We start from the raw sequence: 15,043 nt of genomic DNA on the forward strand, positions 1-15,043 counted from the left end.
GGGCCGAACCGGTGCGCCGGAGCGGGTAGATCAAAATTCCTTAGCGTAATTCTTTGTCCCGTTGCTAAAAGAACCCCAACCATGAAACGGCAGCCGAAGTAAGGCCGACCGAGGATATTGATGTATTGTCGAACTGATCAGTTACGGCTCTTACGCCGGTCTGGAGAACCGGCTGCGGGAGCTCGGCTTTCAGAATGATATTGCTTCCGGCGTAATTTGCCGGTACACCATTCAGGGAATAACCGTTGATATCATGCCGACAGATTCTGTTGTCCTCGGTTTCAGCAATCAATGGTATGCAGGGGCTTTACATCAGCAATTGATTACCGGCTGGACGAAGACTCCGTGATTAAGCTATTTTCGCTGCCGTATTTCATAGCCTCGAAATGGGAGGCCTGCAAGTCCAGAGGCGGTAATGACCTGCGGTTCAGCAGCGATTTTGAAGACCTGGTTTTTGTACTGGATCAAGCGCCCGACGCGGAGGCCGAATTGCTGAATAGTCAGCCTGACATACGTGCCTGGCTGAAAGCCGAGTTTACCGGGCTGCTGAAAAATCCGTCAGTCGATGAGTTCATCTACGCGCATCTGGAATCACGGTATGCCAGCCGGAGAACAGCAAGGATACTGGAGATGCTTAGCCGGTTATCACAATAGTATCAGAACACACCGGATAACATTAATAAACACTGTTTACTAAGTAATACTAAGAATATTGTGTTATCTGATAATATTTGTACACTGATTTTTAAAAACATAAATTTTCGTATAAGTAGTTGATATAAAGCATTTTAAATACTTCATGTGGCGGAAAAGGCGGTTTTTGTGTTAACTACCACGCTATCCTCAAAGCCAAACGAGAAAAAAAAGGGCAGTCCCGCAGGGCTGCCCGTACAAGACAAATACCGGTTAGAACCGCTACGGACAGGCGGTACCCGTCACGGCAACCGTCCGTGTCACCACGCAGTTGCCGCTGTAGACCGTCAGCGTATAGGTGCCCGGTTTAACTACGTCAGGGAAAACGGCTGTATGCTCGCCAACCGTCCGGTACACCACCGAGAAGACATACGACGGACCCGTCAGTACGTACCGGTCACCGTAACCAGCGCCCTGTACTGACACGCGGCAAGCTCCGTTTCCTAAACTACCCGACGCCTGCACGCTGCTGATGGTGGGTTGTACACCCCCTTCAACAACAACCACCGTATTCGACGCCACACAGCTGGCCAGACCGGCAAAGCCCGTGTAGCTGCCGCCGGCACTCACACTGAAGATACCACTGCTGTTGGTCTGGTTATAGCCGTTTGGCCCCAGTAGTGTGAAGCTCGTTGCCCCGGCGCCCTGCACCTGAACCGTGGTGGTCGTTATCCCGCAACCCAGCGCCCCGCCGGCGGTTACGGTAGCCGTGCCTAATGACGAGACAGAGACGACTACACTGGCGGTGGCGGTACAGCTACCGGCATCCGTCAGCGTCACTGAGTAGGTGTCTGCTACTGATACGGAAATCACCGCACTCACGGCTCCCGTTGACCAGCGGACCTGTCCGGTACCCACCGCCGAGAGACTTACGGTTGGACTGGCGCAACTGATAACTGTAGAAGATGGATTGATACTCAGGGCCGGTGCCGCCGTCGCGCTCACCACCGTGGCTGAACTCACGCTGGTGCAGCCGTTGCCGCCCGTCAGCGTGACCGAATACGTACCGGCCGAGGCCACACTGATCGTGTTCGACACCGCCCCCGTCGACCAGCGGGCATCGCCCGTGCCGACCACCGACAAGATTGCCGACGGGCTGGCGCAGGTCAGCGTAACCGATGAGGGGGAAATGCTCAGACTTGGCGGAGTTGTATTGCTGTAGACGATCGTCGTGGCTGAGGTCGTGCAGCTGTTGCTGCCGGTGATGACAAGGGAATAATTGCCCGCCGTATTCACCGTGGCCGAGGTGCCGTTTTGGGCCACGATGCCCGGACCACTGAAGCTGTAGCTCAGCCCTGAGCCCGTTGCTCCCGCCGTCAGCGTCAGCGCCGTCTGCCCGCAGGTCAGCGTGCCGCCACTGCTGGCGGTCAGCGTAGCACCCGTCGGGGCGGTGGTGCTGCCGGTGACGGTCACCTGCGCAACGGCAGAACAGCCGCCCGCGTCGCTCACGGTAACGGAATATGTTCCTGCCGCATTGACCGTGGCCTGATTGGTCAGTCCGATCCGCACCGCGCCGCTGCCGAAGCTGTACGTCAGGTTCGACGGAGTGGCCGTCAGCGTCACCGACGGGGTGTTGCAACTGATCGCTCCGCCGGCTACCAGACTGGCCGAAATAACCGCTGAGGTGCTTTCTACGGTGGCCGAGGCTACATTGGTACAACCATTGGCGCCTGTTACAATCACCGAGTAAGTGCCCGCCGAGGAAACCAGCAGGGTGTTACCGGACCCATTCTGACCGGTGCTGAACGAATAGCTGGTTAAACCCGGGGTCGCCGTCAGCGTTACCGTCGGACTGGCACAGGTCAGCGTCGCCGACGAAGGTGTCAGACTCACCGGCGGAGCGACTGTGTTGCTATAAACTGTTGTTGCCGCCGAAGTGGTGCAGCCGTTGCTGCCGGTGATGACAACGGAATAATTCCCCGCCGCATTCACCGTGGCTGAGTTGCCGTTTTGCGCCACTACACCCGGGCCGCTGACGCTATAACTAAGACCGGAACCGGTGGCTCCCGCCGTCAGGGTCAGTGCCGTTTGCCCGCAGGTCAGCGTGCCGCCGTGGCTGGCGGTGAGGGTAGCACCCGTCGGAGCGGTGGTGCTGCCGGTGACGGTTACCTGCGCTACGGCCGAACACCCGCCCGCATCGCTCACGGTAACGGAATATATGCCTGCCGCATCGACCGTAGCCAGGTTGGAGTTACCCAGTTGGGTGGCTCCTGATCCGAAGCTATAAAATAAATCGGCTGGACCGGCCGTCAGCGTGACTGACGGTGTGTTGCAACTGATGGATCCGCCGGCTACAAGGCTCGCTGAGAGTACGGCGGTACTGCTTTCTACGGTAGCTGAGGCGGTGCCGGTACAACCATTGGCGGCTGTTACAATCACCGAGTACGTATCAGCGGATGAAACAGTCAGTGTATTGCCGGTGCCGTTCTGACCGTTACTGAAGCGGTAGTTGCTAAAGCCGTCAGTGGCCGTCAGGGTGAGCGTAGGGACGGCGCAGGTCAGTGTGCCGCTATCAGGCGTCAGCGTCACATTGGGCGCTTCCTTGTCTTCCCCCACAAACAGCGAGGCGGTGGATGTACAGTTGCCGTCGCCGGTAGCCGTGACCGAATACAATCCCGGGTTATTCACAATCAGTGTATTGCCACTACCGGTCAGCGGGCCACCCGGTCCGGCAAAGGCATACGTAAGCTGGTTACCAACCGCGCCGGCGGTGAGGGTTACGCTGGTTTGGGAGCAGGTCAGAGCCGTGTGGCTAACACTCAGACTTACCTCTGGCCGGGTATCATTCTGGCTCACGTCGATGAGGGTATTGCTCGAACAGCCTGTCGTGGTGTTACTGACTATTACCCCATAACTTCCTCCGGCTCCCGCCAGTGCCGTACCCGCTACAGGGTCCTGACTGATAATTTCCGGCCCGAAAAAGGCATAGCTATCCCCCCCTGAAGCGGTGAGCGTCACGGCAGGAACGGCGCAGGTGACCGTACCGGAAACCACCAGGCCCGCCACGGGCAGGTCTGTACGCTGGCTGACTACCGCTGAGGCCGAGGTCGTACAGCCGTTAGCCGCTGTCAATACGACTGAGTAGGTTCCGGGACTGCTGACCGTAATCACCTCATCACTGAGCCCGTTGGACCAAAGGTAACTGTCTCCGGCAAGGGTTGCCCCCGAAGCCGTCAGGCTGACAACAGTATTGGTGCAGGTAATCGTGGCCGAAGCAGGATCGATACTGACGGACGGTGTCATCGTGTTCTGGCTCACAGTGGTGGTAGTGACTGTTGAACAGCCTGTGATGGTATTGATCACGGTAACCGAGTAAACACCCGGCCGATCAACCACCGCCATGCCTGTTGCGCCGTCCTGTGTCACGATACCCGCCGGGCCGCCTCCCGCCGGGCCGGCAAACACATAACTCACACTCAACAGCCCGCCGGCATCCGCAGTAAGGCCGGCTGTCGTCTGAGCGCAGGTGAGTGTAGCATTCGCGGCCAGACTGGCTACCGGTGACGCCACATCCTGCCCGACACTGACTGAGGCAGAGGCGGTGCAGCCATTGGTGCCGGTGGCCGTAACGGTGTAGGTTCCGGGTGTACTCACCGACAGGGTACTGCCTGTGCTGCTGCCCCCCGCCAGTGCCGGGCTGGCTGTCCAGGTGTAGGATGTTCCGCCGGTAGCGGTGAGCGTAAGGGCAGGGCTGGCGCAGGTTAGTATGCCGCCGGCGGGGTTGATGTCCACATCAGGCAGCGTATTATCCTGATCTATGCTAATGTCTGTCGTACTGGAGCAACCCGTAGCAGTGTTCGTTACTGTGACGGAATAAAGCCCCGTCTGGTTTAGTACGGCTGTGCCGGCCGCCGGATTCTGGCTGATCAACCCCGTTCCGGCAAACGCATACAGGGTTCCGCCCGAAGCCGTAAGGGTCAGTGAGGGTTGAGCACAGCTCAGCAGGCCGCTATTGCTGGCGGCAAGCGTTGGCGTTGGCAGGGCATGTACGGTAACCGACGTCGTGGCGGTATTAACGCAGCCCGCGCTGTTGGCCACCCGTACCGTAAAGCTATACACCCCGGCGGTCAACTCCGTGACCTCCGTGCCGGGGTCCGTCCCGCTGGCAAGGATACCTTCGCTACTGATGAAGGTGTAGCCGGCCGGCGCTCCGGTGCTCAGGTCTGATGTCGCTGTCAGACTCACCAACCCGCCCTCGCATACGTTGACGGCTGATAAACTGATGACCGGCTGGCTGGTATTCTCACTGACCGTAACCAGTTGACTGGCTACCGCCGTACAACCGCTTCCGTTGGTAACGGTCACCGTGTAGGTACCCGTGGTATTGATGGCACGCAGGGCACTGGCCGAGTTGTTTTCCCAGCGATACGTACTTCCGCCCGTAGCCGTGAGTGTCAGCGTCGGGCTGGCACACGTGATTGTTGTGTTGGCCGGCACACTGATACCCGCGTCAGGCAGCGGGTTTACCGTCAGGGTTGCAGTACTCTGATCGCGCTGGCCGTTGTCTTCAATGATGAGCGTGAACGTTTGCAGCCCCGATCCGTCGGCGGTCCAGGTTTGGTTAAAAGGAGTGGTGGTCTTAGTGCCGGTGGTGGTGCTGAGGCCATTGGTCAGCGTAAAGCTATATGTCCCGGCTGTGTTTGCTACCGTTGCCGCAAACGTAACCCGGTTACCCGCACAAACGGCATTGGGCGTGACGCTCAGGCTTCCTACGTCGGTGGACTGGATGGTGAGTGAATAGACGCTGCTCAGGCCCTGACAGCCGTTGGCATCGGTGCCGCGCACGGTCACATTGAAGGTGCCGGTCTGGGTAGGTGTGCCGGTCAGTGACCCCGCCGGGCTCAGGCTGAGGCCCGAAGGCAGCAAGCCGGTTGCCACCGAGAAGCTATAGGCCGGTTGCCCGCCGGATGCCCCGAAGGTCTGACTGAACGCCACACCGGCCAGGGCCGTGTTGGTGGCAGGGATAGTGACCGATACCGTGGCCGTATTACTTTGGATGGTAATGGTGGTAGTACTGACGCAACCCGACGCGTTGCGGCCCGTAAGGGTGAAGGTGCCGGCCTGGCTGACCGTTGCCGCGGCCCCTGCCGACACAATGCCCGTTCCCGCAAAGGTGTAGGAGGACGCTCCTGTTGCCGTGAGCGTCAGTGTAGGGCTGGCGCAGGTTAGCGTATTGGAGATAGTTCCCCCCGTGTTGCGGGCAGTGAGCGTCAGGCTGGGCTGAGCGAGCACGGTCACTGACGTAAGGGCGGTATTGGAACAGCCCGCGCTGTTGATGCCCTGAACGGTGAGGGTATACGACCCGACCGCCAGGCCACTAACCGTAGCCGTGCCGGCACTTCCCGAACTGATGAGCGTGCCATCGGAACGGCTGAAGGTGTAGGAGGTCAGCCCTGCCGTAGCCGACAGGCGGACAGCCCCACCCTCGCAGACATTGGTCGCAGAGAGCACGAGCGCAGGCGGCGTAGTGTTTTGCGTTACCGTCACCAGGCTGCTGCTGGTGGCCGAACAGCCGCTGGCATTGGTAACCGTGACAGCATAGGTGCCGGTGACGGTGATGCTGCGGATAGCCGTGAGCGTGTTATTGTCCCAGCGATAGGTACTGCCGCCCGTGGCCGTGAGTGCAACCGAAGGGCTGGCGCAGGTGACGGTCCGGTTGGTCGGGACGCTGATGCCCGCCGTGGGCAGGGCTACTACCGACAGCGATGCGGTGGCGCGGGTGGTTTGTCCGCTCTGGCTCACCGTCAGTGTGAAGGCCTGCGCCCCCGACCCGGCAGCCACCCAGCTCTGGCTGAAGGCCGTGCTGGTTTTGGTACCTGTGGTCGTGCCGGTGCCATTGGAGAGTGTAAACGTATAAGGCGTAGTCACGTTGCCGACCGTGGCGGTGAAGGTGGCTGTACTGCCCGCGCACAGGGACGCTGAAGCAGGGGCAAAACCCACAATAGTGGGCGTCAGGTTGTTCACCGTCAGAATATAGCTTGAGCCTGTGGCCGAGCAGCCGTTGACATCGGTGGCACGGACGGTTACCGTAAACGTACCACTTTGGGTGGGTGTCCCCGACAGCACGCCGGTGCTACCGAACACCAGGCCGGTTGGTAAAATGCCGCTGTTGATAGTGAACGTGCGCGAGGCGACTCCGGTGGACGTAGAGGTGAAGGTCTGGTTAAACCCTGCGCCAACGACAGCCGTATTAGTAGTGGGATTGGTGGTTGTAATGGTCGCCGTAGCACTCCGGACCACCTGACTGGTGGCTGCCGTACAGTTACTGGCGTTTGTGACCGTCACGGAGTACGTACCTGAGGTACTCACGGCTTTGGTGGCCGTAGTAGTATTGTCATTCCACCGGTAGATGCTGCCCCCGGTAGCTGTCAGCGCCAGGGTGGGGGTGGTGCAGGTGAGCGTGGTGCTGGCGGGAGTCAGGATGGCCACTGTTGGCAGAGAGGCAACTGTCAGGGTAGCTCCGTTGGAGTTGGTGCTGCCGCCATCCCCCGTTACCACGCAACGGTACTGGTATCCGTTGAAGCCGGCCACGTTGCTGATGGTGAGCGTTTGGCTGGTCACACCCGAATAGGGCGTTGTATTGCTCAGGTTGGTATACCCACCGCCCGTGTTGACCTGCCACTGGTAGGACGACGCATTCGTTGCCGCTACCGAAAAGAAGGTGCTGTTACCTGTACAAACGGTTCTATTGACGGGATGGGTAGTGACGGAGGGCGGTGGCGTGTAGCTGTAGCCGAACGGCACCACGTAATTACAGGCCCCGCCCGGCGGCGTAATTTTGGCGTAGAGGGTCTGAGAGCCTGTGGGTAAACTGGTTGAGGGCACAAAGGTATTAGGTGCCGTAAAGCTACCGGCTGAAGTAGTGGCGGCCGAATTGGTATAAATACCGTTAATGGTGCCTGTGAAGGTTCCCTGATAGGTGAAAATGCTGCTGTTGGTGGGATTCTCATTAACAATTACTGAGCCACTGTTACTGGTTATCGTGCCTGATAAAGAACCATAATTCAATACCCCGTTATTTGTAAAAGACCCACCGGATCGGGTAAGCGTTCCGGCAATATGAATCACTCCAAAATTGGTTGTAGTGGCATTGGTATTATTAAAATCTCCTGAAAACAGATTGATTTTACCGCAAGCCTGGTTTGTAATCGTGCTGGCAACGGAGTTATTAATACCCGTGCCGCTATTTACGTTTATCGTCCCCGTGTTGGTTAAGCTGACCGTTCCTGTAATAAAGGAAAGAAAGTTATTCGTTCCATTGAAATTAATAGTCCCGTTATTGATCAGATTGCGCTGACCTAAACGGTTCGTTACAATCCCAGTGGTGACATTACTGCTAAAATTAATGGTCCCCGATGTACCGTTCGTGATCGTACAGGCACCTCCTCCCTGGTCTTGATCGGCCATCTCAACAGATCGTTGGTTCGTGTTAAAACTTAACAGGCCGTTATTGGTAAAGACAGAACCAAAAGTTATTATGGAAACAGCATTAACTGCACCTCCGGATGTAGTCTCGACGCGCAAAACCCCGTTGTTAATTACCGTTGCGGTGTAAGTAGCTAACCCGACACCGCCCGCTCCCCGAATTAACAAGATACCCCCCGAATTAATTGTTAGCCGAGCTCCTGAATTGACATAGATCACACCTGCAGTGGCCGTTGTTCCCGAAGCAATCACGGGATCATTCGTGACATCGTTGATGACGACTTCGTCCGCATCACCCGGCACACCTGAAGGATTCCAGTTGGCAGCCGTTCCCCAGTTGGTGCTGGAGGCTCCCGTCCATGTTCTGGTTACAGCCAATGCCCTGTGGCTGGTCAGGGCACCCACCAGGAGCGAGCCGAAAAGAAGCAACGTAAGCCGATAGCCTGCACGGGCTCCGGCGATGCAGGGGTGCCTGGCTGGACCGTACAGGCACCCCTGCATCGCCCGATGCGAACGAGACAGAAAGAAGTTCATGGCCAAAAAGGGCAGCAGGTAAAGACGGTTCATGAGAAAAGTTTTTTGTTTTTTACGTACGGAACATCCGCTCCCAAAAATGGCCCCGAAATGCCTCCCGCTGTTAACCCATTTCGGACATTCTTTTGCTCATTTCGGACATCGGCCGCTTTTTTTACAAAAAAGTGGATCTTTAAATGTGTTAATTGTTTGTAATGGTAACTTACAGGGGCCTTGCGAGCTATTTATGAAAAATAACTACTGCTTGTAAAACGAGGGTGAGAAATAGGTTTATGTGATCTGTCCACATGCCGGATCCGGATGTGTATCGGCCGAAGAAGCTGTAGCGCGATCCGATCAGGGCAGTATACAAAGCCGGATCATCTCAGAACAAATTGATAGCTGGATAAGCGTAGCCGGCATCCATAACCGGTAGACTGGCCTTATGTGGTACGTTGGTTTGCGATATAAAGAATGGGAAGTGTAACGCCCGTATGTCAACAGTACGCCTGCTGCCGGGTATGTGCTCAGGTGTCAATTTATGGTGTACGTTTTAAATGCCGGAAAAGAAGCTGTAATACCTTAGCCGGGGTATTACCGGAAAAAAGGGTGTTTAAGATACTCCGGAATGGTAGTACCTCTATTCAGCAGCGGTACATTGTGTTTGCCGGATATAATCGCCGGTAACAGCATGAGAGCCGGAAAACAGGCTGGTTAAGCCAATGGCAATGACCTGATTTAATTCACAACTTTTCCGGCTCCCATTGCAGATACCTGTACACCGTTGCCCGGCTCAGGTTCAGGATCTGCCCGATCTCGGCGATGGTCTTGTCTTTGCCGGCATAGAGCGTTTTGACGGCGGCGGCTTTGGCCTGCGCTTCTTTGGTCAGGCCTTTGGGTTTGCCGCCCTGCCGGCCACGGGCCCGCGCGGCCGACAGTCCGGCACGGGTGCGCTCGCGGATGAGGTCACGCTCGAACTCTGCCAGTGACGCAAAGATGTTAAACACCAGTCGCCCCTGAGCGGTTGTTGTGTCGATGGCGTCGTTGAGGCTGCGGAAGCCGATGCCTTTCTGCTGGAAGTCGTTGACGAGGGTGATCAGCTCCTTCAGCGAGCGGCCGAGGCGGTCGAGCTTCCAGACGATGAGGGTGTCGCCTTCGCGCAGGGTTTCCAGCAGTTTCTGAAGCTGGGGCCGGTCTTTGGCCGACGACACTTTTTCCTGAAAGATTTTCTGGCAACCGGCTTTCTTAAGGTCGTCAAGCTGCAGGTTGAGGTTCTGGTCCTGGGTCGAGACCCGTGCGTATCCGAAAAGCATGTGTTTGTCTCACTAAGTCAGGCAAAGATAGTAAAATGAGATATTGATTTGTGAGATAATGATTTGAGACGTTTTTGGGATGGAAATGGGGGAAGTTAGGTGGGGAGGGGGAGTGTCTCACAAAACGGGCGATTACTGAGACGGACAAGTCACTGACCCGTCCTGAAAAGTGTTGACCGTTTTGTTATTTATTCCCATTTATATTGACCAGGCTAAGTTAGTCCGGTTTTTCATTGACTGCAAAGCTTTCGATTACTCGCTTTGTATAGTAGTTCTTCCATCTCCGCTTCAGTTTTCCCTCCTGTTGGTGGGCTTGCTCAGGCACCAACATGTCACAGCTTAAGTGAGGCCGTTTATAGTTATACAAAAAGACGGCTTGCTCAAGAACCACTCGGGCTTGGGCCAAGGAGTAAACTGATTGATGCGCTAAATACTCGTTCTTGATGATTCCATTGACCCGTTCGGCGATAGCATTCTCCAGTGGATCACTAGTCTCAGTCATACTAATCTGGACATCAAACGAGTCTAATAAGTCAATATAGTCGGCACAGCAATACTGAAGGCCTCGGTCGGAATGATGAATTAAGGTCTTGCCAATCTGGGGGTTTATATGCTCCAAGGCCATCTGTAGAGCCGCTTTAGAATGCACTGCATGTAAACTCTCTGCTACCTCGTAACCCATGATCCGTTTGGAATAGGCATCGGTCACCAGAGAAATATACAGACACTTGTAGTTGGTGAACCAGTACGTTATATCCGATACCCACAATTGGCTGGGTTTTTCTACAACCAATTCCTTGATCAAGTTGGGATATTTTCGGAACCGATGCCCAGAGAAAGTGGTAGCTACTCGCCGTCTCCGTTTTCTAATCAACAGACCGTTAGCGGCTAGCAACTCAAAAAGTACATCTCGCCCCATCTTGATGCCTTTTTTAGTCATTTCCTCTTGGAGCTGGTCATGCAACTTTCGCCCACCCATTTTTGGATGATCCTTCCGAAGCTTTTTGACCATCTCAATTACGACGGATTCGCTATCAAGCTGGCCAGCTTGCCGCTGCCAATATTGGTAATAAGCTTGTCGTGAAAACCCAAGCCAGCCTTCTAACTGCCGAATATGCAGATTAGGATAATTCATGAGCATGAATCGGATGGCTTGGTAACGGACTTTTTTTCGATATCAACGCCTAACTCCTGCTCGGCAACTTTAACCAAGGTGGAATAATACAAGGCTTTGAATTTAGCCACTTCCAATTCTTGTTGGAGGGCATAAACTTTGGCGCGCAATTCCTGTTGATCCTCACCCTGTGGTGGGGAACGACGAGCGGCCGTTTTCTTTCGAGTGGGAGGTAGACTATGTACTTCAGGGACTATTTCCTGTTGTGTTTGAGCCTCTTTCTCTACCTTGTCAACCCAATGCCGCACTGTCTTGCGGTTGACATTGAACTGGACAGCGGCTTGGTCCATGTTGAGCTTGCCCAGGTGAATCTGTTGCACCATTTGGCGCATGGTGAGTTCATGCTGTTGCACCGGTGATAGATTGAGTTGATCCATAAGTTAACCAATTTGTGGTCAACTTTTTTCAGGACAAGTCACAGAGTAAAGTCAGTAGCTTTGACATCGATTAGGCACTGACTTTATGACTTTACAACCACTTATCGATCACTTTGAAAGCTATATTCCGCTCAAAGAAACGGAAAAACAGTTGCTGGAAGAGATTGTGGGGGAACGGCAACTAAAACGAAAACAAGCAATTTTACAAGAAGGCTTTCCTTGCAAACACTATACGTTTGTCGTGGCGGGTTGTTTACGCATGTTTGCTGTCGATCAAAAAGGCTCGGAGCATAATATTCTTTTTGCCGCCGAGCATGATTGGATTGCCGACATCAGTAGCTTTCATTCCGGTAAGCCTAGTCGTTTATTTATTGAGGCCATTGAGCCATCCACCGTACTGCAAATTGAACAGCAGGATTTGTATTCGCTCTATACAAACGTTCCAAAATTTGACCGGATTTTCAGAGTCATAGTCGAGAATAAATACGTAGCTCTGCAAGACCGTGTGCTTCAAAGCATCAGCTCAACCGCTCAGGAACGCTACCTCGATTTTCTGGAAGAATACCGTGATTTAGCCTTACGCTTACCCAATACCCACATTGCCTCCTACCTGGGTATTACCCCCGAATTTCTGAGCAAAATCAGGAAGGATCTGATTTCTCAGTGACGCCACCGAGACGCCGAGTGTCGGCCCTGCGGTCCGATCTTAAACTATCTTAAGTTTGTTTCTTAAGATAGTTTATTCCTGAATTAGGTAGCGATGCTGACCTTTGTATTGTTTACCAATACAAAAGCATGAACTATTACGCAATCTTATTCTCGCTGCTTCTGTCAACCGCTGGCTTTAGTCAAAAGCCCATGCATGCCTTTATGCAGCAGGTTCCTTCACCAGCGGGTGCCATTCCCTACGGAAACAATCCTAAGGCCGGAAAATACGTACAGGCTGGAGATGCTCGCATCTACTACGAAGTTTATGGGAAAGGAAAACCCCTGGTGATCCTGCACGGCGGTGGGGTTGGTTCCACCTACGAAATGGCTCAATTTATTGATAGTCTGTCGAAAACCTATCAGGTCATTGCTGTCTCGACGCGCGGACATGGCAAATCGGAAATAGGGCACTCTCCCGTTACCTATGAGCAAAAGGCGAATGATGTCCATGCCGTCATCCAAGCCATTACAGCCGATAGCGTGACGGTGCTTGGCTTTAGTGATGGGGCGTATACGGGCTATAAGCTGGCCAGCATGTATCCAGCCAGAGTAAAAAAACTGGTCGCTATGGGCGCTGGGGAGCAAGTACCTGGTCTGCGTAAAGTGATCTTAAGTGTAACCGATATGGCTAAGTTAGATAGTCTTTATTTTAAAACAGCAGCTAGTCCTCATGCCTGAACCTGGTCGATTGCAGGATTATTGGACTAATCTGGCCAATTTTTATAATACCATGACAGCCAGTAAAGCTCTATTTGCCAGTATTAAATGTCCGGTCCTGGTGCTGTCGGGGGAACGTGACCAAAACGCCCCGCTAGCCACAATCATTGCTGCTTACCAGATGATCCCAAACAGTCAGTTGAGTATTATACCCAATGCGCCCCATCCGGTGTTCCTATTCAATTTTCCGGCGGTTTGGGCCAGTATCAAACCATTTCTTTGATCGACAGAACGGTTAAGTTGTGAACGCGATGAAAGCAGCCGTTATCCATCAACCTGGCCCCCCAGAGGTACTTACCCTGGAGGAACGCCCTATTCCCCAGCCCAATGAAAATCAGGTGTTGGTCAAGGTCAAAGCATTTGGCCTCAACCGGTCTGAACTAATGACTCGCAAAGGTTACTCACCGGGTGTTGTGTTCCCGCGTGTGCTAGGTATTGAGTGCGTGGGTGAAGTAGAAACTGACCCCTCTGGCCACTATGCACAAGGCCAGCCCGTTATGGCCCTGATGGGAGGAATGGGCCGGGACTTTGATGGTAGTTATGCCCAGTACACCTGCTTACCCAAGCATCTGCTACATCCTTTCGAGAGCACACTGCCTTGGGCGGTGTTGGGGGCAATTCCCGAAATGTTTCAAACGGCTTACGGCTCTTTGTATCCGGCGCTGGCTATTGAATCCGGTGAAACCTTATTAGTTCGGGGCGGTAGTTCTTCAGTAGGCATGTTGGCGACTCAACTGGCTAATGCTGCTGGCTTGACGGTAGTAGCGACTACCCGCAACCCAAAAAAGGAAATGGCCCTGCGCGAGAACGGGGCCGCCCATGTATTGATCGACAATGGACAATTGAATGAAGCCTTACGGTCCATTTATTCGGAAGGGGTCGATAAAGTGCTGGAATTGGTCGGTACCTCTACCTTACAGGATTCGCTGACTTGTCTCAAACCCGGCGGCACCGGCTGTATGAGTGGGATGCTGGCCGAAAGCTGGTCCATATCCAACTTTGCCCCTATGGAGTTTATCCCCGCTACGGTGCGGCTAACTACCTACGACAGCGGTCAGGTTACGAGTCCGACGTCGGTGTTTCAAAACTTCATCCGCCAGGTTGAAGCGGGTCTGAGGTGGGTCGGTTTAGCCGGACGTTTACGCTGGATCAGATCGTGGCGGCTCACCAGTTTATGGATAGCAATCAGGCTACGGGTAAATTAGTTGTATTGCCGTAACTGGTTTGATAAATTTAAACCTTTTCTCGTCTTTCGATCATGAAATACACTTTATTGGCGTTATTGAGTGGACTTTATCTGACGTTGCCAGACGCCATTGCCCAGGATATTGAACTCAACAAAGCCCGCCTGACGCCCAATCAGGTATCGATTTCGTTTGAGCGAATAATGGGTAAGAAGGCCCTTCGGGTGGTAAAAGATTCATCGGTAAAACTAGTGGATGAACCAACTTTCGTTCGACTCAGCGATGTGACTTTCATCAACGGCACCATTGAAGTAAAAGTGTTGAGCCGTTTGCTTAAAAATGCTCCTGAAAGTGCCCGTGGCTTTATTGGTGTTGCGTTCCGCATTGATGAGACCAATTCAAAATACGAGAGCATTTATATCCGTCCGACCAATGGCCGGGCAGACGATCAGATTAGGCGTAATCACTCGGTACAATATTACTCCTACCCTGATTTTAAATTTGATCGTTTGCGAAAAGAGGCCCCTGAACGATATGAGTCTTATGCTGACATGGCACTGAATGAGTGGATTACGATGAAAATAGTCGTCAACGGACAAGAAGCTAAATTGTATTTAAATCATACGAAACAACCTTGTTTGGTCATAAAAGATATGAAGCATGGCTCAACAGGATCGGGGGCGATTGCCTTGTGGGTTGACGTAGGTACAGAAGGTTACTTTACAGACCTTAAGATTAGCCAGTAAGTTTAAATCCGCTGAAAATCTTGTTACCAATTATAAACGCACTTCGTCTCACAAAGCCCTCCCACTTGAGACTAAGACAGATTTGCGTAGCCATAATTCGGGCGTTTTAAGTGGCATGAGGTGGTCCTATAAATCCGGACACGAAACTTATTTTAACTTCGTGTCAAATGGCTAAAAAATCAACTCCAAACCG

The 15,043-nt window shown here is 53.7% G+C and carries 9 protein-coding genes and 1 pseudogene; 6 read left to right on the forward strand and 4 right to left on the reverse strand.

Annotation, left to right across the window (positions count from 1 at the left end; translation table 11 throughout):
• Positions 1-345 precede the first annotated feature (345 nt).
• Complete coding sequence (locus AC23NW_RS34965) at positions 346-654, forward strand: hypothetical protein (protein WP_487455246.1); 309 nt, start codon at positions 346-348, stop codon at positions 652-654.
• A gap of 261 nt (positions 655-915) precedes the next feature.
• Here AC23NW_RS34965 and AC23NW_RS34970 read toward each other — a convergent pair whose 3' ends face one another.
• The 4 genes from AC23NW_RS34970 to AC23NW_RS34985 all read right to left on the reverse strand — a co-directional run bounded on the left by AC23NW_RS34970 (position 916) and on the right by AC23NW_RS34985 (position 11,495).
• Positions 916-8,685 (reverse strand): beta strand repeat-containing protein, encoded by a 7,770-nt coding sequence (locus tag AC23NW_RS34970; protein WP_487455247.1) that lies wholly within the window; start codon positions 8,683-8,685, stop codon positions 916-918.
• A 689-nt stretch (positions 8,686-9,374) separates the two neighbouring features.
• Entirely contained in the window at positions 9,375-9,944 is a 570-nt protein-coding gene (locus AC23NW_RS34975; protein ID WP_487455248.1) for a recombinase family protein, read from the reverse strand.
• A 217-nt stretch (positions 9,945-10,161) separates the two neighbouring features.
• A complete protein-coding gene (locus AC23NW_RS34980; protein WP_487455249.1) occupies positions 10,162-11,079 on the reverse strand; it encodes an IS3 family transposase in 918 nt (305 codons plus the stop codon).
• Positions 11,076-11,495, reverse strand: a complete 420-nt coding sequence (locus AC23NW_RS34985; RefSeq protein ID WP_461093967.1) for a hypothetical protein — start codon at positions 11,493-11,495, stop codon at positions 11,076-11,078. Before AC23NW_RS34985 ends, AC23NW_RS34980 begins: the two co-directional genes overlap by 4 nt.
• An 85-nt stretch (positions 11,496-11,580) precedes the next feature.
• On the opposite strand from AC23NW_RS34985, the gene AC23NW_RS34990 reads away from it, so the two are divergent.
• The 5 genes and pseudogenes from AC23NW_RS34990 to AC23NW_RS35010 all read left to right on the forward strand — a co-directional run bounded on the left by AC23NW_RS34990 (position 11,581) and on the right by AC23NW_RS35010 (position 14,850).
• Entirely contained in the window at positions 11,581-12,162 is a 582-nt protein-coding gene (locus tag AC23NW_RS34990; RefSeq protein WP_487455250.1) for a Crp/Fnr family transcriptional regulator, read from the forward strand.
• 128 nt (positions 12,163-12,290) lie between these two features.
• A complete protein-coding gene (locus AC23NW_RS34995) occupies positions 12,291-12,881 on the forward strand; it encodes an alpha/beta fold hydrolase (protein ID WP_487455251.1) in 591 nt (196 codons plus the stop codon).
• Positions 12,882-13,303: 422 nt separating this feature from the next.
• Positions 13,304-13,876 (forward strand): annotated as a pseudogene (locus tag AC23NW_RS35000) (zinc-binding dehydrogenase); the annotation flags it as partial.
• 200 nt (positions 13,877-14,076) lie between these two features.
• Positions 14,077-14,139, forward strand: a complete 63-nt coding sequence (locus tag AC23NW_RS35005; protein ID WP_487455253.1) for a hypothetical protein — start codon at positions 14,077-14,079, stop codon at positions 14,137-14,139.
• Between the two features lie 39 nt (positions 14,140-14,178).
• The gene (locus AC23NW_RS35010) at positions 14,179-14,850 is read left to right on the forward strand and encodes a hypothetical protein (protein WP_487455252.1); all 672 of its coding nucleotides are present in this window, start codon (positions 14,179-14,181) and stop codon (positions 14,848-14,850) included.
• Positions 14,851-15,043 lie beyond the last annotated feature (193 nt).

Source organism: Arsenicibacter sp. R0_47 (genome assembly GCF_057652235.1).